Consider the following 21,243-nt stretch of genomic DNA (forward strand, 5'->3'; position numbering starts at 1 on the left):
TCTATTCGCGCCTGACGCTCTTATGACAATCGCAGACTCACCCGCGGCAGGATCACGGCCTCAGAAACGGCCAGCAGGCCTTGGACAGTGGACGGACGACCGGCCTGCGAGCCCTAGTCAGGCGGTCCGGCATGTAGAAGCATTGTGCCGCCGACTTCGGCATCGGCGATGGTCTGTCTCGGCGACAGCCTGAGTTCGCTTCGCGGGCCGCGCGGCTCGCCCAGGACCGTCGTCGTCTGCGCGGCGCCGGTGTCAGTTGACGATGGCATAATGCCCGCCGGGGGCGAGCGCCTCGCGCACGGCACGTGCCAGCCGCGGTCGGTCCGGGACGCCATGGAAAGCGTTGGCCATGAAGACGAGGTCGACGGGGCGTGACACCAGAGTAGCGAGTTCATAGGCGTCGCCGGCGACGAATTCGCAATTGGTCACGCCGGCGCCGGTAGCGGCGCTGCGTGGCCTCCAGCTGGTCGGCGTCGATGTCTATGGCGACGACATGGCGGGCGACCGTGGCGATCGGCACAGCCGTCGCCGCAGCAGAGGTCGACCACCTCCATGCCCGGCTTCAGCCCGGTTGCCGCCAGCGCCATCTTCGCTGCGGTCCGGTTTGTCAGTGCTCTTTCCTGGCCTTGGCAAGAACACGAACTTCGGCTTCGGTCCGGAATGGCAATGTACCCCGATGGCGAAGGGCGACCCGATCTGCGTCAAGCTCATCGCCAGGGAAGAGACGAAGTGATGGGCACCCCCCTACCGCTGATTACCACCGGCGGCCGCCTCGCGTTCCAAGGTGGGCATGTCGTGCTCCTCGCAGGCTAGCCGAGGCAGAAATAACCGATCAGCGTCCACTCGGGCGGCGTGTCGAGAATCTCGGCCATCTCGGTCACATCGAGGATCGACACCCAGCCCATGCCGATGCCTTCCGCCCGCGCCGCTAGCCACAGTGTGTGCACCGCCATGACGGCCGAATAGTCGATGGTCGCCGGCATGGTTATGCGACCGAGCCCAAGGCCTTGTCCGGTCGTGCGGTCGGCGAAAACCGCGAACTGACAGGGCGCCTCGTTGAGACCGGCAAGCTTCAGCCGGGCATAGAGTGCAGCGCGCTCTCCCGAAAAGCACGTGAGCGCCTCGGCATTGCAGCGTTCGAAGCAGTCTCTCACCGGCGGTGCGCCGCTCGAGGCTGTCGACCACTACGAAGCGCAAGGGCTGGCTGAGGCCAACGCAGGGCGCAATGCTGGCGAGCTCGAGCAGCCGTTCCAGCTTGCCCTCCGGCAGAGCCGTCGGCTCGAAGCGCCGCACATCCCTGCGCCAGCGCAGCAGCGTGATCAGCCCGGCCCGAAAATCGTCGGCGAAATCGGGAGGTGACGGCATGGCGGTCTCGTTCGGGGCTAGGGATTGCAGTAGGGAGTACGGTGTGGATTGCCAGCTGCCTATTGCCCAAGCTGGCTTGTTGCGTCCGACAAGCGCGCCATGCGGCCCTAACCGCAAACGATAGAAAAATGTTTCCTGGTGGGCGGCGCTATTACGATGCAATCCAGCAAACCAGTTTCGATCAGCTCGCACGGCGGTGAATCATGTGCCAGGGCCTTTGCTAAATGCGCCATTGACACTCAGGCGCACCCGTATCGCTCACCAGGCCTCGGAATGCGGAGAACGTCGGCCTAGAACGCGGCGACGGCGACAGGCGTCTCAGCTTGCATATACTCGTTCCTGCCGCACCGCCTGTAACTCATTTTGCTTCCGACCACGTCGGCCTCGACGTCCCCGAAGGTTCCCCAGGTCATTCGGCAGATACCATCGTCTGACGTCATAGCGCCGGACCAGCACCAGCTGCCCAATTTCATGGGCATTGCTGAGCTTCCAGTCGCCCGCAGTTTCGCCTTCCACCAGTGTCAGGCATCACCCAATGGGGACTCATCCCTCTCACAGTCAATTCGCGGTTGACTTATTTGTCTCCGGCGAAGTGCGACAGCTGCTCGTATCCAGCAGCGTGAGCGATAGTTGATCAAATGCTGCCAATGAGTTTTGATACTGCAATCTTTAGACAGCCGCCTACCATGAATGTGCCATCGCGTTTCGGCGATCGAAGGAGCGAAGCCGGTGTCCAGTCGTCACTACATATTCCCGGAGAACAGCGAACCTCTGCGGCTATCGCGGCGGCTTGTAGAGGGAATGATCTTCGGAAAGGACGCTCTCCCGCAATACGCCGGCACACGCCAGCGGGTCGTCTCGGTGATAGTTGAGAACGAAGGCACCGCGCCGAATCGGATTCTAGATGCCCAAGGAGCCTATTGGGTTTTCGATGCTGCGGGCGATATCCGAAAAGGCCTCACACGGTCGACTAGCGACATTATGAGCGCCACCTTCAATGATTCCGACAACAAGGGAACGGTGGTGGCACTTCAGCCAAAGCTCTCCAAGAAGAGGGCTGAGGAGGAGCACCGCTGGGTAGTGGGCAAGGCCGAACTCGACAGGATTGCCGCAGACATCTGGCCGAAGGTGAAGTCGGACAAGATGAGATCCGCGCAGGGGGTTTCGGTGAAGCGACCGCCGCTTACCTATGATGCTCGGCACGCACTCGACGAGGCTACCGCAAATCTGTGGAAGATTTCGCACGCAGTAGCTCAACTTAAGGAGCCTAGCCTGAAGGGCTTTGCCCATGAGGCTCGTTCGAGAGGTGCCGACCGCCCGGAGCACGAACTTCTCTACCAAGCCATCGCCCAGTTGGCAGATCAGCGACTCGAAATTCTGCGACGTCGCAGGACCGGGAAAGGCGTCTGGTATGCCATAGTGGGCGTAATAAAATGGAACGGCGACCACGTAGGCCAGAGCGTAGCCAGGTTCCACGAGAAGTGCGAAGGAAAGCGTTCAGCGGTCGTCGCGGCGAGAAAGCTTCTCGCCGAACATGCCGGTGAATTCGCGGAAAATATGACTGTGGAGGCCGAAGTGCTGACTGACCTTGAATGGCAGGGCAGGCTCCCTGAAGTGGAAGATTGAGGGTCGCGCCATGGCGGGCTACTTGATTTCGGTGTCGCAGATGCGTGGCCAAAGACCGACACATGCTGCCAGGCATATGCATCTGCGGACTGGTTTGACTTTTGATATTGGGATAGGCAGGAAGGCCGCTTGCTGTACAGACGAGCTTATCGGCGAGGTCGAGAATCCTAGTACCGGTCAATGGTGGTGCATCCACAGCAGTCTGATTTCGACAGCCGTCGTCGAGCCGGAGTGCGCACCGCCCTGTGCGGTGAGGCCTCCGTAAGGTCTGGGTATCTGAATGCCGTGTTAGCGCGGGCGCGCCAAACCTTGGCTCGCGCCGGTCAAGGCAGTTAATCAAAAAAATGGGACATCCGGGGTTCGCAGGCATACAGTGTGCCATCGACGGCAACTCTAAGGGCGTCCGTCGGCTGTGAGCGATCAACATGCTTCCGCCCCAATAGGGAGAGGGAGCTATGACAGACTCCAGTTCACAAACTCACACTGCCGCGCAACGCGACACCCGCCAAAATTCCATCTATCGCAATTCGCTGCTGCTTCGAATGTGCTCGGCAGATTTGGCATTGCTGCAACCTCACTTGGAAAGCGTCTCCCTTGGACTGAAGACGCATCTCGAAGTGGCGGGGTCACCAATCAGAACCGTGTACTTCTTCGAGAGCGGTCTCGGGTCAGTGGTGGGCGAACTGCGGCCTGGTATTGAAGCTGAGATCGGAATCATTGGTTGTGAGGGCATGACCGGCTCAGCGCTTATCATGGGCGATGACCGATCAACGCACGATTGTTACGTGCAATTAGAAGCCCGCGCCTTTGTTATCGACGCGGGCCTCTTCACCAAGGCGCTTTTGACAAGCCCAACCCTGCGAACTTTTCTGCTCCGCTACGTTCACTACTTTCACCTCCAGGCAAGCTTCACCGCGCTCAGCAATGCCCGGATGAACATCGTCGATAGGCTCTCAAGATGGCTGGTGATGTGTGATGATCGCGTCGACGGAAACCGCTTGGCGATTACGCACGAGTTCTTATCAGTCATGCTCGGTGTCAGGCGGCCCGGCGTCACCATAGCGCTGCAAATGTTAGAGGGGCAAGGTCTGATACGATCGATGCGAGGAGAGGTCGTTATCCTTGATCGCACGCGTCTGATTGCGCTGGCTGACGGGTCGTATGGCAGGGCTGAAGCCGAATACGCTCGGCTAATCAGCCAACTGCCTTGGCCGCAGGCGCCTGATCGCCAATGAATGTGCTCGAACAGGGAGATGGCCGATCTCCTGCATTGAGGCCATGTCCGGGTAAGCCGCCTAAACAGAGCCTTCACCGCCGACGTTGTCGAGCATCAGATCCAAGACGAAGCTGTCATGCCGGCACCGCTGCATGCGCCGCCCCAGGGAAACCGCCCCTCGCATCCATTCAGGATTCCGAAGCACGATACGGCTGTGCACCACCTTCCGGCCACTGCAAAGGGGACCCGAGATGACTCGGTCCGTAAAGGCGGTTTTCGAAGAGCATCTGAGGCGATATCGAGGAGGATCTTGGGGCGCACTGCCGTCTAACCTCGATTAAGCAGGCATTCATGCGCTGGTTGGAGCAATGGCGAGACTCATTGCACCAGCCCAGTTCAAGGCATGTGCGGACAACCGCTTTGGGCGCCGAACAGATCGATTGGCGGCATAGCCTTATCTTGCCTCACAAGACTTGTGGTCCGGGAAGGCTGTTTCGGGACTTTTCGAAATCAGCGGATCACAGGCTCGCCATGGAAGCGGCGGCGTGATGGAGGAGAAACCCCGAAGCCAACTTCCATCATCAGCCGTGGCCTGTGCGCCGGCACGGTGCCCATATGGAACCCGAACGGATCCTCGACGAAACCGAAACCGGCCTCGCCGGTCAGCGTGACCGGGCTCTGCTTGCCGTACACGTCCAGAATCTCTTGCGCGGGATGGCCGACGACAAGCGTAAGTTGGTGCTTGAGGGCGCGGCGATCATGGCTGCCGCGGACATAGACATGCGGGCCGGTCCCCTCGTCGACGGGCACCAGATAGAAAAAGAACTTCAGCATCCGCCAGTCGTCCAGATCGAAGTGGTATTTGCCGAGCGAAGCCAGGTTCTTGTCGGCGTCCGACGCCTGGCCGGTCGGGAAGCTCCACCAGACGCGAGTTGTGATCAGCGTCGCCTGGCCGCCGAGATAGTGCGCCGCGATATCCACGAGCAGCGGATCGTTTTGGATGGCAACGGCCGAGTTACAGCCCAGAATGCGCTCGAAATAATGACCGCTGAGCAACGGACGGCCAAACCGCGCCTCAGCCTCCGCATGCTCCGCCGGCATGAATTCGAGTCGGCGATCGAAATTGCCGAAACAAGGTGTGCACCTGGCGAATGCGGCTACATCTTCAGCCACCAGTGTTGGCAGGACGAGGCCGGGAAAAAGCCCATCCATCCGCAGCGCGTCGACAACGTCCTGGCAATTGATACCGGCAAACATCGTGTCCTGGGCTCTTTGCGACCTTCGGACCGGCTTTGCACCACGCCAGTGCATTCTCCGTGCCGGCATGGTGCGCGCCAACATGAACATGGGCAGCCACGCCGGGTTCTCGCGAATATCCGACAGGTAGGTCGGAATGCGTACGGCTATGCGACGCAGCATGCTGCCGTTTCGCGCGATCGTCTCAAGGCTTGCCGCGCCGGCTTTGTCGGGGTTCATAACGGTCATCGGGATCCTCAAGGCATGAATGCACTCATCGACGAAGGTTGGGTCCCAGTGCTTCGCCGCGCCGGAAGAACTAGGCGCTTGCCACGTTTTGTACAACGCACAATTGCACTCAGAAATGGAGGTTGCGCGTTCGAATAAGACAATCGCAACCACCCCAATTACCTCAGGAACTGTCTGTAGCCGCCGCCCATCAGGTAGCGGCCACGTTGGATGGCGCGACGTACCTGATCGCGAAGATGGCCACCTGGATGACGCCAATCTTCTTCGACGCGGCGTGTCCCGAACAAGGCAATGGCGACCTCCTGATGAGATGCTCCGGCAAGCGAGCCATCCAAAGCCTGGAGTACGATACGCAGACGCGCTCCGCGGTGTTCCGGCGGAAAGCAAGCAGTTGACAGGCGGGCGCAACCATTGACGTGGTTCAAGAACTGAAGGGCAGCGACATGGAACTTGAGGTGCTGCGGCTGAACGATCGCGTCGACATATAGCCGCAACGGGCGGAGGACGGACGCACCGGAAACGGCGATCTGCAGACTCCGGCAGTTCTCCCTCAGCAGCACGTGCTGCACGCCCGCAGCTGTCAGCAGGATGTCCTTGCAGCATGAGAGCGAAGAAAGGTGAAGCGGTTCAAAATCGTGGTCGAGCCCAAGCGGCTCCGCGGCCGCTCGTAGAATACAGGCGCAATCGCGCGGATCCCAAAAGACCCTTGCCGATGTAGCGTCCGAAAGTGGCGCGTCGGCGAAAAAGAAGGCTCCATTGTCTTAGGAGAGCTGATCCTGTCGTCAACTCGATTATCTGCATGTCGCCTTGGGGTCCGACAATGCAGGCGGACGGTGCCATTTTGGCGTGGTCGCGCTGGAATTGTGGATTGCGCCGAAGAAACTCCCAGGCCCAGCCAGTGCGTGGCAATCGTCTGGCATAGTGGTAAGCGTCGTGGCGACGCCAGTCCGGCCAGCATACAAGGCCGACCGTCGCTTCCTTGGACAGACCAGCATCCTTCATGGCTCAGGTGTCCACTATGGCGCTATGCCGACGGGCCTACAACCGGTTGCCACAGTACCGGTCCAATCAGACGTCCCCTGCTGCGGATGCGCAAAAGGCTCGCGTGGGAAATGTCGAGAAACCCAGCCACCGCCTGCGTTTTGCCGACGCATTTGGGTTCTCCGATGCGCGACAATGGCCACGTAGCCAGGCGGAGGATCCGCTCCATGCGCGTATCCGTCACCGTTACTATCCGGGTCAGATCCTTGGCCAAGCCGAACTCGATCATGCCCGCGAAGAGCTCGTAGGTCGCCTGGGCCAGCCCGCCCGCAGCCTTGGGCGCCGACGGAGGAAGATCGAGCGCGAAACGACTGCTCTCCCATATGTCGGTGGTCGAGGGCACGACGTCAGCACCCAGCAGCACCGGGAAGGTGTCGCGCAACATTGTGGGTCCGGTGCTGGGCAGAAGACGCACGCAACCGCGAATTCGCCAGTCGGATCCTTTGAGGAGCAGATAGACGGGCTTCAGAGCATCAAACGAATCGGATTCCATCTGGTCTTCGGTATCAACTTCCCAATCGAGCCTTTCCTTGAACACCCGAAACCTGAGCCCGTGCATCTCTTTGAGTTCGCCTGCAAACTCGTTGTAAAAGTCTGGTGTTATCAGTTGCATCATGGTCGCCTCCATGTGGGATGTGTTCCCGCCATCGAAGGGCAAAGCTGACAGCGATGCAGCCTGTAGAGGTTTACAGGTATCGTGGCTGAAGAATCAGGATCTCGTCTGGCCGGAGGCAGCCATGCGTGCAACGGCCTGGTTGATCGTTCGAACGCCAAACTTTGCCTTGGCGTTTTCCAAGTGAAAAGTCACGGTGCGCTTTGAGACGCCGAGAAGCTGGCTGATATCCCAAGCCGACTTGCCGCGCGCTGCCCATTTCAGGCACTCGAACTCCCGCGGGGTGAGCGTTACACCATCCACCACGCGATCATCGGCGAGCCTGCGCCGGACATGGATATGAAAGTTGATGGCCACCAGCTGCAATGCTTTTTCGTAACGTGCCAGTGACCGCAACAGAAGCGGACGGGACTCGTCGGAAGCAAAGGTCAGGGCAGCAAACCGGCCGAGATGATCATGCATGGACATCGTCAGGCCGCCGCAGATGCCAAACTCAGCCGCACTCTCCAGAATTTGTTGCTGCGAATTCGGCAGACAGTGTCGAGCGCGGTCCACACCCCAATCGAATGTATCCCAGCCTTGCAGCCCGCGCAGGATGACCGGATCAAGACTGTGGTACCGCTGTTGCAGATAACGTGATGTCCAGGATGAAGGATAGTTTGAAATCAATTGGGGGGCGTCGCCGGAGGCCGACGGGTAAGTGAAATAGGCGAATAGCGGGAAGTCGAAGCCGGCTGCAGCGGAGGCCATTGCCTCACAGAGATCGGCAGCATCAACACTTGCAGACAGTTGCTCGACGAAGTTCTCAAACACGCGATGCATTTGCCCTGTGCGTAACCTCCGTTCGCTCAATGCCAGGCAGAGACCTTGTTTTAAACGATCCCGGACGGATACAGCGCGTGCCGAGAACGTGGCTAATCTGTTGAACCAATCCGAAATAGTCTGACGTTGTCTATGAGACGTGTGCCGCCGAGCCAGGCCGCCGCAAGCAACCGTGCCGGTCGATCAAGGCTTGTCATCGGGTGCAGATCTGCCTCTTCGCGAAGTTCCAGGTATTCGACCTCGCGATAGCCTGCAGCCAGAATTGCTGCGCGAGATTCTGCAAGCGTTGGCAGGACGGGTGAGCCGCGCCCAAGCCGCTCAGCCGTCTTGAGCAGGACCGATGATAGCTTGGGAGCAACAGCGCGTTGCGCTGGCGAGAGCCGCACATTGCGCGATGATAGCGCAAGACCGTCGGCTTCACGGACTGTCGGACAGGCAACAATGGTGATTGGAATATCCAGATCCCGGGCCATGCGCCTGACCAGGTGAATTTGCTGAAAGTCCTTTTCGCCAAAGAAGCCGAAGTCAGCGCTGGTCTGCAGGAAGAGCTTGGCGACGACGGTCGCCACGCCATCGAAATGTCCCGGCCGGAAGGCACCGCACAGGCCCTCGCTGACACCGGACACCGAAACGGTGGTGGCGAAGCCCGCCGGATACATCTCCTCTGCATCTGGCGCATAAAGCAGGTGCGCGCCAAGCGGTGCCAGTTTGGCGGCATCCTCGTCCTCGGTGCGCGGATACGCGGCAAGATCGGCCTGGCTGTTGAATTGCTTCGGGTTTACGAAGAGCGTCACGATCACACGGTCTGCCTTCTCGAGTGCAGCGCGCACCAGGCTGAGATGGCCCTCATGCAGGACGCCCATCGTTGGCACCACGGCAATCCTCACGCCCTCGCGGCGCCATGCGGCGACGATTTCGCGAAGCTGGTCAGCGCTCCTGACGATCGGCACGCTCACGCTGCTTCTCCGCTTTTGGTGGCTTGCGTGTCGGCGGGCGTGGGCGCATCGGCAAACACGTGCTCGGCGGCCGGAAACTGGCGCTCCTTCACCTCGTGCGCATAGGAAGCGATCGCAGCCGCAGCCGCCTCCCCCAGTTCAGCATAGCGCTTGACGAATTTGGGTCGGAAGTCGCCGAAGAGGCCCAGCATGTCGTCGACGACGAGAATCTGGCCGTCACAGGCTGCCGAGGCACCGATGCCAATGGTCGGGGCCGCCACCTCCCCCGTGATCCGGCGGGCGAGCGCCTCAGGAACCTTCTCCAGGACGATCGCAAAGGCGCCCGCTTCGCTCACGGCAAGTGCGTCGCGCCTGATGCGCTCGGCATCCCCGCCCCTGCCCTGCACGCGGTAGCCACCGATGGTGTTGATGGCCTGCGGCGTCAAGCCGACATGAGCCATGACCGGCACGCCGCGTGCGGCGAGGAAGCCGATCGTCTCTGCCATCGTTTCGCCGCCTTCGAGCTTGACGGCCGTGCAGCCGGTCTCCGCCATGACGCGCGCAGCATTTCGGAAAGCCTGCTCTGGGCTTTCTTCGAAGGAACCGAACGGCAGGTCGACGACCATCAGCGCCTGCTTGATGCCACGGCGAACCGCCTGGCCATGCGTGATCATCATCTCCAGCGTGACACCGAGCGTCGAGGGCAGACCGTGGAGAACCATGCCGACGCTGTCGCCGACGAGCACCACATCACAATGGGGATCGACAAGCCGCGCGACTGGGGTGGTATAGGCGGTAAGGCAGACGAGCGGCGTCCCACCTTTGCGCGAACGAATATCCGGCGGTGTGATCGCCTTGGTGTCACCAAACGCGCTCAATGGATCCTCCTTCCCCTACGTTACCAACCGCGGGTGTCGCCTTTCGCACATTTTTGTGCAGGTGCGAAGAGCAAAAAAATGGCCGTGCAGCTGTGGGGTGTTGACGTGCCGACAGGCGCGCTTACACTAAATCGATTAAGTGCCCCCCCGAGCTGGCAAACCAATTCGCGAACATGGACGATCAGGCAATACGACTCAGGAAAGACAGAGCCGCCGTGAATGCCGACGACGTCAAAGTGGACCTGATCGCCTTTGTGGTCGCCGTAAACGACAGTGAACCCTGTGTCCTCACCATCGGCCAGGCGGACACCTTGCCCTCCGGTCCCTTTGCGCTTGAGCACCGATCGCTGCAATCCGGCTTGAGGGGGTGGGTCGAGCAGCAGACCGGCCATCGGCTGGGGTACATTGAGCAACTCTACACGTTCGCTGATCGGGATCGCATCGGCGCCGAGCGCCAGCAGCGCGTCATCTCCATCAGCTATCTTGCATTGACCCGCAAGGAACAGGCAGCGGGCCCGCCCAAGTGCGGATGGCAGAGTTGGTATGAATATTTTCCATGGGAGGACCATCGCTCCGGCACGCCTCCGGTCGTGCTGGATGTTCTGCGACCACGCCTGATTGAATGGGCAAACGGCGTCCGCGATGCGGCCACGCGACGTGAACGCTGGCAGCGGGCGACGATAGCCTTTGGCTTCGACGACCGCCTTTGGAACGAGGAACTCACGCTGCAACGCTATGAGTTAGTTTACGAAGCAGGCTTGGTCCAAGAGGCCGTAAGAGGGCGGGACGGGGCGCCCCCTCCGCTGGTGCCCAGCAAGTCCATGGTCGCCGATCATCGCCGCATCGTGGCGACCGGCATTGCGCGGCTGCGCTCCAAGATCAAATACCGGCCGGTCGTCTTTGAGCTGATGCCGACGGTCTTCACGCTTTTGCAGCTGCAGCGAACCGTGGAGGCGCTCGCCGGCAGGCTCATCCACAAGCCGAACTTTCGCCGACTGATCGAACAGCAGGAACTGGTCGAGGAGACCGGAGAGGCCACTACTGAGACCGGCGGCCGGCCAGCGAAGCTTTTCCGTTTCCGCCACGCCGTTCTCGACGATAGGCTCATCGCCGGGACAAAATTGCCGCTGGCGCGGGGTTGACATCCCTTATACTCACAGCAAGTATATGCTGGTTATTTTCAATTAGAGTATAAGCGGGAGAGGGTTGATGAGCGCCATGCTGCCTGCGGCCGCGTTGCTCTACGAGCGCGTCCGGCGAGTGATCCCGCCGATCGAATGGCCGGCTTTCGTCGACGATATCGAGGCGATCCTTGCACTGAAGCGCGAGCGCAACGCCATCATCCTGGCGCACAACTATCAGACGCCCGAGATTTTCCATTGCGTGGCCGACATCGTCGGCGACAGCTTGGCATTAGCCCGCACGGCTGCGACGATCGAGGCGCAAGTCATCGTGCTGGCCGGCGTCCATTTCATGGCCGAAACGGCCAAGCTCCTTAATCCGGACAAGACCGTGCTCATTCCGGATCTCAGCGCCGGTTGCTCGTTGGCGGAATCAATCACGGCAGAAGACGTGCGCTTGATGCGCCAGCGTTATCCCGGCGTTCCGATCATTACTTATGTAAACACGTCGGCCGAAGTGAAAGCCGAGTCGGATATCTGCTGTACATCCGGCAACGCCAAGGCGGTCGTCGAATCCCTTGGGGTTCTCCGGGTGATCATGCTGCCGGACGAATATCTGGCCCAGAATATCGCCGCCCAGACCGATGTACAGATCATCGCCTGGAAAGGGCATTGCGAGGTGCATGAGCGCTTTACACCGGCGGACATCCGCGAGTTGCGCGAAAGCCATCCCGGCGTGGTCGTGCTCGCCCATCCCGAATGCCCGCCCGACGTCGTGGCTGAAGCAGATTTTTCCGGCTCGACGGCTGCCATGTCCGACTATGTCGAAGGGCAAAGGCCGCCACGTGTCGTGCTGATGACGGAATGCTCGATGAGCGACAACGTCGCGTTAGCGCACCCAGAGGTCGAGTTCATCCGGCCCTGCAATTTGTGCCCGCACATGAAGCGGATCACGCTTGCCAACATCCGCACGGCGCTCGAGCAGAACCAACATGTCGTAACCATCGAACCCGGGATCGCCGGGCGCGCGCGGCTTGCGGTCGAACGGATGCTGGCAGTTTGAGCGCCGACCTCCGCAGCTTCTTCGGGCGTCCCATCATCATCGGCGGCGGCATCGCCGGACTGATGACCGCGCTTCAACTGTCGCCGGAGCCGGTGCTTCTTCTGTCAAGGTCGCTGCTGGGAGCTGACAATTCGAGCACCTGGGCACAGGGCGGTCTGGCTGCAAGTTTCGGCGAAGACGACGAGCCGGCAATGCACCTGGCCGATACGCTTGCTGCCGGGGATGGTCTCTGCGACAGAGACGTGGCGAGCCGCATCCTCCAAGCCGCGCCCAAGGCGATAGAGGGGCTTGCGGCCTTTGGGGTTCCCTTTGACCGCACGCCGAAAGGATCACTGTGCCTCGGATTGGAGGCCGCACACAGCCGACGTCGCATCGTTCATGCGCATGGGGACGGCACCGGGCGTGAGATCATGCGTGCCCTGATCGCGGCTGTGCGTTCCACTCCGTCGATAGTTGTCGTGGAGGGCGTGGAAGCGCGCCGGCTGGCCGTGCGAGAGAATGCGATCCGGGGCGTCTGGGCGAGCTGTTCGATCGGACCTTTCTTCTTCGGCTCACGGCGGGTCGTCCTCGCCACCGGTGGCATCGGGGGACTGTTTCTCGACACCACGAACCCTTGGGGAAGTTGCGGACAAGGCCTTGCACTTGCGGCCCGCGCTGGAGCTGTCCTAGCCGACCTCGAATTCATCCAGTTCCACCCGACCGCGCTTGACGGCCCGGAACGCCCTATGGCGCTGGTCAGCGAGGCTGTCCGAGGCGAAGGTGCTGCCCTGATCGATGAAACCGGCCAGGCTTTTCTCCAGAGCGTGCCAGGGGCGGAACTTGCGCCTCGCGATGTCTTGGCCCGGGCCGTGTGGAACCATCTTGCGGACGGCCACCGTGTTTTTCTCGACGCCCGACAACGGCCTGGCCCGGCATTCGCTCGACATTTCCCGACAATCGCATCAGCCTGTCGTGGAGCGGGCATCAATCCCGCCCGCGATCTCATCCCCATTCGGCCGGCCCAACACTACCACATGGGTGGCGTTGCAGTGGACAGCTCCGGCAGAACCTCCGTCAAGGGGCTGTGGGCCTGCGGCGAAGTCGCTTCGACAGGACTGCATGGCGCCAACAGGCTCGCCAGCAATTCCTTGACAGAAGCCATCGTGTGCGCCCGCTGGGTCGCTGAAAGTGTCGCCGGGACGCCTGCGCGCAGAACAAGGCCTGCGTTTGCCAACGTTTACCCACCGCCCGCTCCGATACGCGTGCGTGTTTTCCTGTCGCGCGCACTCGGCATCGTCCGGGATGGTGAAGGTTTGAAAGCAGCCGCGCGTGCCTTATTGCCGCTCGCCGAAAGCAAGGATGCGGTCTCGGATCCGGCGGCTGTCGGGCTAATGATCGCGGTTGCCGCCTTGTTGCGCGAAGAAAGCCGCGGCGCTCATTACCGGACAGATTTTCCTCATCATGCGACTGCCGCCCGACGGTCCGAAATCACCCTCGAAGCCGCCTTGGCTACAGCGCGGGGACTCGGACACTCGCCAAGTCTCGAAGGGCCGAAGTGATGACACTTTCACCGCTACCCACGGTCGTGCTTGAGCCGCTTGTACGGGCAGCTCTTCTTGAAGATCTTGGCAGAGCCGGCGACTTGACCACGCAGGCCATCGTCCCGAAGGAATACCAAGCGGGAACCGTGTTGGTGGCGCGACAGTCCGGAGTTGTCGCCGGCCTCGATCTGGCGATGCTCGCTTTCGGCTTGATTGATCCTGCTGTCGAAATCTCGGTGGAGCGCGCAGACGGCTGCAATGTCGTGGATGGAGAGATCATTGCATCAGTGGTTGGCCCGGCCCGGGCCATTCTCACAGCCGAAAGGACGGCACTCAATTTTTTGTGCCATCTGAGCGGCATCGCCACGGCAACGGCATCGATCGTCGCTGCGGTTCGTGGGTATGGCGCGAAGATCGTCTGCACCCGCAAGACGACGCCCGGATTGCGGGCAGTCGAAAAGTATGCCGTGCGCGCAGGTGGCGGGTCCAATCACCGCTTCGGTCTGGACGATGCAATTTTGATCAAGGACAACCACATCGCCATCGCAGGCGGCGTCCGCCCAGCGCTCGAGCGAGCACGAAGAGCGGCCGGTCATCTCGTCAAGATCGAAGTCGAGGTCGATACTCTGGCCCAGTTGGAGGAGGTACTTGGCTTCGCTCCCGATGCGGTTCTGCTCGACAACATGTCCCTCCCCGATCTTCGCCGCGCCGTCGCAATGGTCGGTGGCCGCGCTATCACCGAGGCTTCTGGCGGGATCACGTCCCATACAGCGCGGGCGGTTGCCGCGACCGGCGTTGATCTGATTTCGGTCGGCCGACTCATCCACAGCGCGCCGATCCTGGATATCGGCCTCGACCATCGGGGCTCATGATTGTCTGAGTCAGGATTGGGTCAACTGTCCTCTCCGATCGTCAACAGTCAGATAGCAAAGACCCCGCAAGACAGACCGGAGGAACAGCATGGACATGCAAACGGCAAGTTCAACGCAGACATCGCCACAGGCTCAATCCCCTGACCCCGGAGCGTGGACCCTGGAGAAGGCTCAGGCACTTTACCATGCCCCCTTCAACAATCTCCTCTTCCTGGCGCAAACGGTGCACCGCCAGAATTTCGATCCAAACAAGGTCCAGCTCAGCCGGCTGCTCAGCATCAAGACGGGAGGATGCCCGGAGGATTGTGGCTATTGCAGCCAGTCGGCGCGTCACGAAACCGGCCTGAAGGCGTCGAAGCTGATGGAGGTCCGGCGCGTCATCGCCGAGGCGACCAAGGCGCGTGATGCCGGCGCCACGCGTTATTGCATGGGCGCGGCCTGGCGAAACCCCAAGGCGCGCGACATGGATGCGGTGGTGGCGATGGTCGAAGGCGTCAAGGCGCTGGGCATGGAGACCTGCATGACGCTCGGCATGCTCGATCTTGAGCAAGCCGCTCGACTGAAGCAGGCGGGCCTCGACTACTACAACCACAACATCGATACGTCGGAACGCTACTACAGCGAGATCATCAGCACGCGCGGCTATGCCGAGCGGCTCGACACGCTTGAGCAGGTTCGTCGATCCGGCATCAAGGTCTGCTGCGGCGGTATTGTCGGCATGGGCGAAGATCCGGTGGACCGGATCGACATGCTGGTGACGCTGGCGAACCTACCCGAGCCGCCGGAAAGCGTCCCGATCAACATGCTGATCCCGATCGCCGGCACCCCGCTTGCCGAAGCCAAGCCCATCGAGCCGATCGAATTCGTGCGCGTGATCGCCCTGGCGCGCATCATGATGCCGAAATCGCATGTGCGTCTTTCCGCCGGCCGCACCGCCATGACCGACGAGATGCAGGCGCTGTCCTTTTTTGCCGGTGCCAACTCGATTTTCGTCGGCGACACGCTGCTGACGGCGGACAATCCCGGTGAGGACAAGGATAGCCTTCTGTTCCGCCGTCTCGGCATTGAGCCGATGGAACTCGAGGCGCAATGAACGGGGCACCGCTTGCCCGCTATGACGCGACCTTGCAGGGACTGGCCCGCAAGGACCGGCTGCGGACGCTTGCGCCGCGCGCAGGTCTCGATTTCTCGTCGAACGACTATCTCGGGCTGGCCTCGTCCAGGAGACTTGGCGATGCTGTTGTGGCGGCGATTGCGCGGGGCACGCCGGTTGGCGCCACCGGGTCGCGGCTGTTGCGCGGCAATGCACCGGAACACGAGCAGCTCGAGGCAGACGCGGCGGCATTCTTTGGAGCCGACCGCGCGCTGTTCTTCGGCAGCGGCTACATCGCCAACTTCGCTCTGCTGAGCGCCCTGCCGCGGAAGGGCGATCTTTTGGTTCTCGATGAGCTCGCCCATGCCAGCATGCATGAGGGTGCGCAGGCCGGGCGCGCACAGTTCGTGCTGGCCGCGCACAACGATGCCACCGCTGTTGAGGATGCGATCACACGTTGGCGCGCCGCAGGCGGCATGGGATGCGTCTGGATCGCGGTGGAGAGCCTTTACAGCATGGATGGCGACTGCGCGCCTTTGGAGAGCCTGGTCGCGCTTGCCGATCGGCACGGCGCATTCATCGTCATTGACGAGGCGCATTCGACCGGCGTCTGGGGACCGGACGGCCGGGGGCTTGCCGCCGCTTTCGAGGGCCGCGACAACATCGTCGCGCTCCACACCTGCGGCAAGGCGCTCGGCGCATCTGGTGGGCTCGTGACCGGGCCGAGGGCACTGTGCGAGTATCTGATCAACCGTTGCCGGCCATTCATCTACGCCACCGCGCCATCGCCGCTGATGGCAGTGGCAGTGCGCGAAGCACTCGCAATGCTCGCCGACGAGCCTATGCGGCGTGTTCAGCTGCATGAACGCGTTGCCCTCGCCGGCCGCCAGCTGGCCGAGCGCTGCGGCGTGATACCCAGCGGCTCGCAGATCCAGCCCCTCGTAATCGGCGATATCAGGCGCACCATGGCAGTGGCGGCGCGCCTGCAGGCCCGCGGCTTCGACATACGCGGTATTCGTCCTCCGACCGTGCGCACGTCGCGGCTGCGCATCTCACTGACGCTCAATATCGGCGAAGCCGACATTTCCGCCATGGTCGAGGCGCTGGTCGAGGTGTTGGCCCAAACATCACCGGAGGCGGTATGACCCAACGCATCGTCATCACCGGAACCGACACGGGAGTTGGCAAGACCGTGTTTGCGGCTGGGCTCGCCGGTTTGCTCGACGGCTTTTACTGGAAACCGGTGCAATCGGGCCTCGACGGCGAGACCGACAGCGAAGTGGTCGCGCGGCTTGCCGGCTTGCCCTCAGAGCGCGTGCTGCCGGAAGCCTACCGCTTGCGGAGCCCGCTGTCGCCGCATCGTTCGGCCGAGATCGACGGCGTGGCGATCAAGGCTGCCGATCTTGCTTTTCCCGTCCTACCGACGCCGCTCGTCATCGAAGGCTCCGGCGGCCTGATGGTGCCGCTTAACCGGCGCACAAGGCTCATCGACATCTTCGCTGAATGGCGGCTGCCCGTTATTCTGTGCGCCCGCACCACGCTCGGCACCATCAACCACACCTTGCTCTCGATCGAGGCGCTCCGCGCCCGATCCATCCCGTTGGCCGGCATCGCTTTCATCGGCGATGAGATGGCCGATACGCAACGGACCATCGTGGAATTCAGCGGTGCGCCGCAGCTCGGCAGGCTGCCGCACCTCGATCTGCTGACCGGCAAGACACTGAGGGACGCAATGGTTGCCGGCTTCGCCTTCGCCTCGATTACTGGAGGTGACTGATGTCGCAGTCTCATGTGTGGCATCCCTTCACCCAGCACGCGCTCGAGCCTGCGATCCCAGAAATCGTCCGGACTGAAGGCGCCTATCTCCGCAGGGCCGACGGCGCCCGCATCCTGGACGCCATCTCCTCCTGGTGGGTCGTCACACATGGCCACCGCCATCCCCGCATCATGAAGGCAATCGAGACAACCGCGTCGAGCCTCGACCAGATTATCTTTGCGGGCTTCACGCACGAGCCGGCAGAGCGCTTGGCCAAGGCGCTTGTCGGCCTCGCTCCCGCTGGACTCGACTGGGTGTTCTATTCCGACAGTGGCTCGACCTCGGTCGAAGTAGCGCTGAAGATGGCGCTCGGTTATTTCCGCAATATCGGCGCCCCACGCTCGCGCATCGTCGTCATGGATCACAGCTATCATGGCGACACGATCGGCACGATGAGCGTCGGTGCGCGTGGCGTGTTCAACGCCGCCTACGAACCCTTGCTGTTCGAGGTCGCCACCATCCCCTTTCCGGCAGCGGGGCGCGAGCAAGAGACGCTGGATCGTTTAGAGGCTGTGACCCGCGATCGACGAGCCGCAGCCTTAATCGTCGAGCCGCTGGTGCTGGGCGCCGGCGGCATGCTGATGTATCCGGCTTCAGTTCTGGCCGAATTGAAGAAGATCACTGAGGCCTCCGGCACGCTGCTGATCGCCGACGAAGTGATGACCGGCTGGGGGCGGACCGGAACCATGTTCGCCTGCGAGCAGGCATCGATCTCTCCAGATATCCTGTGCACCTCGAAAGGCCTGACCGGCGGCGCCATCCCGCTGGCCGTAACGCTTGCCACCGATGCCATCTTCCAGGCTCATTATTCCGAGGACCGGAAGAAGACATTTTTCCATTCGAGCTCCTACACTGCCAACCCGATTGCCTGCGCGGCAGCACTTGCCAATGTCGAGATCTGGCGGGACGAGCCGGTGGCCGAGCGCATTGCGGCCTTGAGCGCAATGCAGGCCACCGGGCTTCGACGCTTTCGCGACAACAGCTTCTTCACCGACTGCCGGGCGACCGGCACGATCGCGGCGCTCGACCTGCGAACCGGTTCCGCAGGTTATCTCGCCGAGATCGGACCGAAACTGCGCGCTTTCTTCCTCGAGCGAGGGCTACTTGTGCGCCCGCTCGGCAATGTCCTCTACCTTCTGCCACCCTATTGCATCACCGGCGACGAGCTCGAGCGACTCTATGACGCCATTGAGGAGGCGGGCGAACGCTTCGGGTCCAGGCCATGAGCAAGTCGTCGCGCATTCTCGGGTTTGGCCATCATGCGCCTGGGCGAAAGGTGGCGAATGCCGAAATCGAGAGCAATCTCGGTCTTGATCCAGGCTGGATCGAAAGGCGTACCGGGATACGGTCGCGCTTCTGGGCAACCGACGAAGACACGCTGTCTGGTCTTGCTGCCCAGGCCGGCGACATGGCGCTGGCGAACGCCGGTATTGCGCGCCACGACATCGGTCTGCTGTTGCTTGCCACCTCGACGCCCGACCATCTTCTGCCGCCGAGCGCGCCGCTGGTCGCACACAAGCTTGGCCTTGGCAGCGCAGGCGCGGTGGATCTGACAGGCGCCTGCGCCGGCTTCATCTATGCGCTGATGTTTGCGGACGGATTTACCCGCCTGCACGGCAAAGCGAGCCTTGTTATCGCCGCCAATATCCTCAGCCGCCGCATCAATCCAGCCGAGCGCGCAAGCTCGGTCCTGTTTGCCGATGCCGCCGGCGCCCTGGTGATCGGTCAGTGCGATGATGCTGATCGGGGCATTCTCGGTGCCTCGGTGGCTTCGGACGGCTCGCGATACGGGCTGATCCAGATTCCCGCAGGAGGAAGCAACAAGCCGTTCCACGGTGACCTCGATCTCGCGCAAACCCGAATGAGGATGACGGACGGCCGCGAAGTGTTCGCAAAGGCCGTCGAGATGATGACCGATTGCTCGATAAGCGCGCTAGCCGCTGCCGGAGTGCGGCCACACGATCTCGGCCGGTTCGTGCCCCATCAGGCCAATACTCGGATTTTCGACGCGGTCGGGAGGAACCTCGGCATCGCGGACCAAGCAATTGTCAAGACGATTGCCGAATACGGCAACTCTTCGGCCGCGACGATCCCGCTGTCGCTCTCGCTCGCCAACCAGACGGAGCCATTCCAGCCTGGAGAGAAAATCCTTCTGTCGGCGGCGGGTGCGGGTCTCAGCGGCGGCGCTCTCGTGGTTGGAATCTAGCCGGCCGGCTCACGCGCGCAGGACTGGTCATGAATGGGAATAGGGCAACAGAACCAATGCCAAAATGGCCTTCTGAAGCTCGACATGACCGAGCTGACGCAGCACGACCCCGTGCGAGCCTCTGGATGAGATCAAATGCATCACCTGTTGCATCATTCGTGCCATCTGAATAAAGCTCAAATACAAAGGGTGAGCCGCCCCATATATGTCTGATACCCGACATTGTTCACATAAAAGGCTCGATGCTTACACGCTCTTTGCTCTCTTCTCTTTGCTGTCTGCTCTTTTCTCTTTGCTCTTTGCTCTTTCGTCTTGACTAGCAGGAGCATGCGGCTTATCTCATTGCCGCGTTAGCACTCGCTTCCGCTGAGTGCTAAGCACGCTCCGGCAACGGAGAACCGTTCAACATCCGCACCAAGGACATCCAAAAATGGCAAAGTCGAATTTCCGGCCGCTGCATGACCGCGTGGTCGTTCGCCGGGTCGAATCCGAATCCAAGACCGCCGGCGGGATCATCATCCCGGATACGGCGAAGGAAAAGCCGCAGGAAGGCGAGATCATCGCCGTCGGCTCCGGCGCTCGTGACGAAGCAGGCAAGCTGGTCCCGCTGGACGTCAAGGCCGGCGACCGCATCCTGTTCGGCAAGTGGTCGGGTACCGAAGTCAAGCTCAATGGCGAAGACCTTCTGATCATGAAGGAATCCGACATTATGGGCATCATCGGCTGATATCAGGCCTTTCCTTCGCACCATCAAATCTGAATTTCGGGCGAGATGCCCAGGAGTAAAAAAATGGCTGCCAAAGACGTAAAATTCTCCCGCGATGCCCGTGAGCGCATGCTTCACGGCATCAACATCCTCGCCGACGCGGTGAAGGTCACCCTCGGCCCCAAGGGCCGCAACGTCGTCATCGACAAGTCGTTCGGCGCACCGCGCATCACCAAGGACGGGGTCACCGTCGCCAAGGAAATCGAACTTTCCGACAAGTTCGAAAACATGGGCGCGCAGATGATCCGCGAAGTTGCTTCGAAGACCAACGACATCGCCGGTGACGGCACCACAACCGCGACCGTTCTGGCGCAGTCGATCGTCCAGGAAGGCAACAAGGCCGTTGCCGCCGGCATGAACCCGATGGACCTGAAGCGCGGCATCGATCTGGCCGTGACCGAAGTCGTCGCGGCGCTCGGCAAGGCTGCCAAGAAGATCAAGACCTCCGAGGAAGTCGCCCAGGTCGGCACGATCGCCGGCAATGGCGACGAGTCGGTCGGCAAGATGATCGCCGAAGCGATGCAGAAGGTCGGCAACGAAGGCGTCATCACGGTTGAGGAAGCCAAGACCGCCGAGACTGAACTCGAGGTCGTCGAAGGCATGCAGTTCGACCGCGGCTATCTCTCGCCCTACTTCGTCACCAACGCCGACAAGATGGTTGCCGAGCTCGAGGACGTCTACATCCTCCTGCACGAGAAGAAGCTGTCCAACCTGCAGGCGATGCTGCCGGTTCTCGAAGCCGTCGTGCAGACCTCGAAGCCGCTGCTCATCATCTCGGAAGACGTCGAAGGCGAGGCCCTGGCCA

23 protein-coding genes and 1 pseudogene are annotated in these 21,243 nt (G+C 61.5%); 14 read left to right on the forward strand and 10 right to left on the reverse strand.

Features of this window, described 5'->3' with window-relative positions; translation table 11 throughout:
* Nucleotides 1-113: 113 nt before the first annotated feature.
* Nucleotides 114-269, reverse strand: coding sequence for a hypothetical protein (locus NKH03_RS28015; protein WP_023766602.1), 156 nt, complete (start codon nucleotides 267-269; stop codon nucleotides 114-116).
* Nucleotides 253-429, reverse strand: coding sequence for a class I SAM-dependent methyltransferase (locus NKH03_RS28020; protein WP_023762808.1), 177 nt, complete (start codon nucleotides 427-429; stop codon nucleotides 253-255). Before NKH03_RS28020 ends, NKH03_RS28015 begins: the two co-directional genes overlap by 17 nt.
* On the opposite strand from NKH03_RS28020, the gene NKH03_RS28025 reads away from it, so the two are divergent.
* The gene (locus NKH03_RS28025) at nucleotides 422-733 is read left to right on the forward strand and encodes a hypothetical protein (protein ID WP_023735826.1); all 312 of its coding nucleotides are present in this window, start codon (nucleotides 422-424) and stop codon (nucleotides 731-733) included. The two genes, NKH03_RS28020 and NKH03_RS28025, sit on opposite strands and share 8 nt — an antisense overlap.
* 11 nt (nucleotides 734-744) lie before the next feature.
* Here the strand turns inward: NKH03_RS28025 and bluB are convergent.
* Nucleotides 745-1,365: pseudogene (bluB, locus tag NKH03_RS35090) on the reverse strand (5,6-dimethylbenzimidazole synthase).
* 729 nt (nucleotides 1,366-2,094) lie between these two features.
* On the opposite strand from bluB, the gene NKH03_RS28040 reads away from it, so the two are divergent.
* Both NKH03_RS28040 and NKH03_RS28045 read left to right on the forward strand, forming a co-directional pair.
* Nucleotides 2,095-2,991 (forward strand): hypothetical protein, encoded by an 897-nt coding sequence (locus tag NKH03_RS28040; protein WP_352441144.1) that lies wholly within the window; start codon nucleotides 2,095-2,097, stop codon nucleotides 2,989-2,991.
* Nucleotides 2,992-3,446: 455 nt separating this feature from the next.
* Nucleotides 3,447-4,226 carry a Crp/Fnr family transcriptional regulator gene (locus tag NKH03_RS28045; RefSeq protein ID WP_023766597.1) on the forward strand — a complete coding sequence of 260 codons (780 nt, stop codon included), beginning with the start codon at nucleotides 3,447-3,449 and terminating at the stop codon, nucleotides 4,224-4,226.
* A gap of 491 nt (nucleotides 4,227-4,717) precedes the next feature.
* On the opposite strand, the gene NKH03_RS28050 is transcribed toward NKH03_RS28045, so the two are convergent.
* The 7 genes from NKH03_RS28050 to panB form a co-directional block, all read right to left on the reverse strand.
* Nucleotides 4,718-5,692, reverse strand: coding sequence for a hypothetical protein (locus NKH03_RS28050; protein ID WP_352972048.1), 975 nt, complete (start codon nucleotides 5,690-5,692; stop codon nucleotides 4,718-4,720).
* Nucleotides 5,693-5,850: 158 nt separating this feature from the next.
* Complete coding sequence (locus NKH03_RS28055) at nucleotides 5,851-6,261, reverse strand: DUF2285 domain-containing protein (RefSeq protein ID WP_023735833.1); 411 nt, start codon at nucleotides 6,259-6,261, stop codon at nucleotides 5,851-5,853.
* Nucleotides 6,262-6,319: 58 nt separating this feature from the next.
* Nucleotides 6,320-6,694: a transcriptional regulator domain-containing protein gene (locus NKH03_RS28060; protein ID WP_352487474.1), complete on the reverse strand. Its 375-nt coding sequence runs from the start codon at nucleotides 6,692-6,694 to the stop codon at nucleotides 6,320-6,322.
* 22 nt (nucleotides 6,695-6,716) lie between these two features.
* A complete protein-coding gene (locus NKH03_RS28065) occupies nucleotides 6,717-7,349 on the reverse strand; it encodes an acyl-homoserine-lactone synthase (RefSeq protein WP_352938734.1) in 633 nt (210 codons plus the stop codon).
* 93 nt (nucleotides 7,350-7,442) lie between these two features.
* A complete protein-coding gene (locus tag NKH03_RS28070; protein ID WP_023735835.1) occupies nucleotides 7,443-8,168 on the reverse strand; it encodes a LuxR family transcriptional regulator in 726 nt (241 codons plus the stop codon).
* 92 nt (nucleotides 8,169-8,260) lie between these two features.
* The gene (gene panC, locus NKH03_RS28075) at nucleotides 8,261-9,124 is read right to left on the reverse strand and encodes a pantoate--beta-alanine ligase (RefSeq protein WP_352972050.1); all 864 of its coding nucleotides are present in this window, start codon (nucleotides 9,122-9,124) and stop codon (nucleotides 8,261-8,263) included.
* Complete coding sequence (gene panB / locus NKH03_RS28080) at nucleotides 9,121-9,981, reverse strand: 3-methyl-2-oxobutanoate hydroxymethyltransferase (RefSeq protein WP_023766592.1); 861 nt, start codon at nucleotides 9,979-9,981, stop codon at nucleotides 9,121-9,123. Before panB ends, panC begins: the two co-directional genes overlap by 4 nt.
* A gap of 173 nt (nucleotides 9,982-10,154) precedes the next feature.
* Between panB and NKH03_RS28085 the strand changes: the two genes are divergently transcribed.
* The 11 genes from NKH03_RS28085 to groEL form a co-directional block, all read left to right on the forward strand.
* Nucleotides 10,155-11,123 carry an NUDIX hydrolase gene (locus tag NKH03_RS28085; protein WP_023735838.1) on the forward strand — a complete coding sequence of 323 codons (969 nt, stop codon included), beginning with the start codon at nucleotides 10,155-10,157 and terminating at the stop codon, nucleotides 11,121-11,123.
* Between the two features lie 67 nt (nucleotides 11,124-11,190).
* A complete protein-coding gene (gene nadA / locus NKH03_RS28090; RefSeq protein ID WP_023766591.1) occupies nucleotides 11,191-12,165 on the forward strand; it encodes a quinolinate synthase NadA in 975 nt (324 codons plus the stop codon).
* Nucleotides 12,162-13,703: an L-aspartate oxidase gene (locus NKH03_RS28095; RefSeq protein WP_023766590.1), complete on the forward strand. Its 1,542-nt coding sequence runs from the start codon at nucleotides 12,162-12,164 to the stop codon at nucleotides 13,701-13,703. Before nadA ends, NKH03_RS28095 begins: the two co-directional genes overlap by 4 nt.
* Complete coding sequence (nadC, locus tag NKH03_RS28100; protein ID WP_023766589.1) at nucleotides 13,703-14,557, forward strand: carboxylating nicotinate-nucleotide diphosphorylase; 855 nt, start codon at nucleotides 13,703-13,705, stop codon at nucleotides 14,555-14,557. Before NKH03_RS28095 ends, nadC begins: the two co-directional genes overlap by 1 nt.
* A gap of 94 nt (nucleotides 14,558-14,651) precedes the next feature.
* Nucleotides 14,652-15,650 (forward strand): biotin synthase BioB, encoded by a 999-nt coding sequence (gene bioB, locus NKH03_RS28105; RefSeq protein ID WP_050592767.1) that lies wholly within the window; start codon nucleotides 14,652-14,654, stop codon nucleotides 15,648-15,650.
* Nucleotides 15,647-16,795 (forward strand): 8-amino-7-oxononanoate synthase, encoded by a 1,149-nt coding sequence (locus NKH03_RS28110; RefSeq protein WP_023814406.1) that lies wholly within the window; start codon nucleotides 15,647-15,649, stop codon nucleotides 16,793-16,795. The genes bioB and NKH03_RS28110 overlap by 4 nt, the downstream gene beginning before the upstream one ends.
* Nucleotides 16,792-17,427, forward strand: a complete 636-nt coding sequence (bioD, locus tag NKH03_RS28115) for a dethiobiotin synthase (RefSeq protein ID WP_352972052.1) — start codon at nucleotides 16,792-16,794, stop codon at nucleotides 17,425-17,427. Before NKH03_RS28110 ends, bioD begins: the two co-directional genes overlap by 4 nt.
* Nucleotides 17,427-18,692, forward strand: a complete 1,266-nt coding sequence (locus tag NKH03_RS28120) for an adenosylmethionine--8-amino-7-oxononanoate transaminase (RefSeq protein ID WP_023766586.1) — start codon at nucleotides 17,427-17,429, stop codon at nucleotides 18,690-18,692. The genes bioD and NKH03_RS28120 overlap by 1 nt, the downstream gene beginning before the upstream one ends.
* A complete protein-coding gene (gene bioZ, locus NKH03_RS28125; RefSeq protein WP_352972054.1) occupies nucleotides 18,689-19,672 on the forward strand; it encodes a 3-oxopimeloyl-[acyl-carrier-protein] synthase BioZ in 984 nt (327 codons plus the stop codon). The genes NKH03_RS28120 and bioZ overlap by 4 nt, the downstream gene beginning before the upstream one ends.
* A 430-nt stretch (nucleotides 19,673-20,102) precedes the next feature.
* Nucleotides 20,103-20,399, forward strand: a complete 297-nt coding sequence (gene groES / locus NKH03_RS28130; protein ID WP_019863563.1) for a co-chaperone GroES — start codon at nucleotides 20,103-20,105, stop codon at nucleotides 20,397-20,399.
* 63 nt (nucleotides 20,400-20,462) lie between these two features.
* Nucleotides 20,463-21,243, forward strand: a 781-nt coding sequence (gene groEL, locus NKH03_RS28135; RefSeq protein WP_352972056.1) for a chaperonin GroEL, incomplete at its 3' end; no start/stop codon positions are given.

Origin of the sequence: Mesorhizobium sp. M1406 (genome assembly GCF_040317555.1) — a bacterium.
Taxonomy (GTDB): domain Bacteria; phylum Pseudomonadota; class Alphaproteobacteria; order Rhizobiales; family Rhizobiaceae; genus Mesorhizobium.

Bases quoted from the DNA above. Each gene is read 5' to 3' on its own strand.
- NKH03_RS28015 (WP_023766602.1), bottom strand. From the start codon at position 269: ATGCCATCGTCAACTGACACCGGCGCCGCGCAGACGACGACGGTCCTG.
- NKH03_RS28045 (WP_023766597.1), top strand. From the start codon at position 3,447: ATGACAGACTCCAGTTCACAAACTCACACTGCCGCGCAACGCGACACC.
- NKH03_RS28050 (WP_352972048.1), bottom strand. From the start codon at position 5,692: ATGACCGTTATGAACCCCGACAAAGCCGGCGCGGCAAGCCTTGAGACG.
- NKH03_RS28060 (WP_352487474.1), bottom strand. From the start codon at position 6,694: ATGAAGGATGCTGGTCTGTCCAAGGAAGCGACGGTCGGCCTTGTATGC.
- NKH03_RS28065 (WP_352938734.1), bottom strand. From the start codon at position 7,349: ATGATGCAACTGATAACACCAGACTTTTACAACGAGTTTGCAGGCGAA.
- NKH03_RS28070 (WP_023735835.1), bottom strand. From the start codon at position 8,168: ATGCATCGCGTGTTTGAGAACTTCGTCGAGCAACTGTCTGCAAGTGTT.
- NKH03_RS28085 (WP_023735838.1), top strand. From the start codon at position 10,155: ATGGACGATCAGGCAATACGACTCAGGAAAGACAGAGCCGCCGTGAAT.
- nadA (WP_023766591.1), top strand. From the start codon at position 11,191: ATGAGCGCCATGCTGCCTGCGGCCGCGTTGCTCTACGAGCGCGTCCGG.
- nadC (WP_023766589.1), top strand. From the start codon at position 13,703: ATGACACTTTCACCGCTACCCACGGTCGTGCTTGAGCCGCTTGTACGG.
- bioB (WP_050592767.1), top strand. From the start codon at position 14,652: ATGCAAACGGCAAGTTCAACGCAGACATCGCCACAGGCTCAATCCCCT.
- NKH03_RS28110 (WP_023814406.1), top strand. From the start codon at position 15,647: ATGAACGGGGCACCGCTTGCCCGCTATGACGCGACCTTGCAGGGACTG.
- bioD (WP_352972052.1), top strand. From the start codon at position 16,792: ATGACCCAACGCATCGTCATCACCGGAACCGACACGGGAGTTGGCAAG.
- NKH03_RS28120 (WP_023766586.1), top strand. From the start codon at position 17,427: ATGTCGCAGTCTCATGTGTGGCATCCCTTCACCCAGCACGCGCTCGAG.
- bioZ (WP_352972054.1), top strand. From the start codon at position 18,689: ATGAGCAAGTCGTCGCGCATTCTCGGGTTTGGCCATCATGCGCCTGGG.
- groES (WP_019863563.1), top strand. From the start codon at position 20,103: ATGGCAAAGTCGAATTTCCGGCCGCTGCATGACCGCGTGGTCGTTCGC.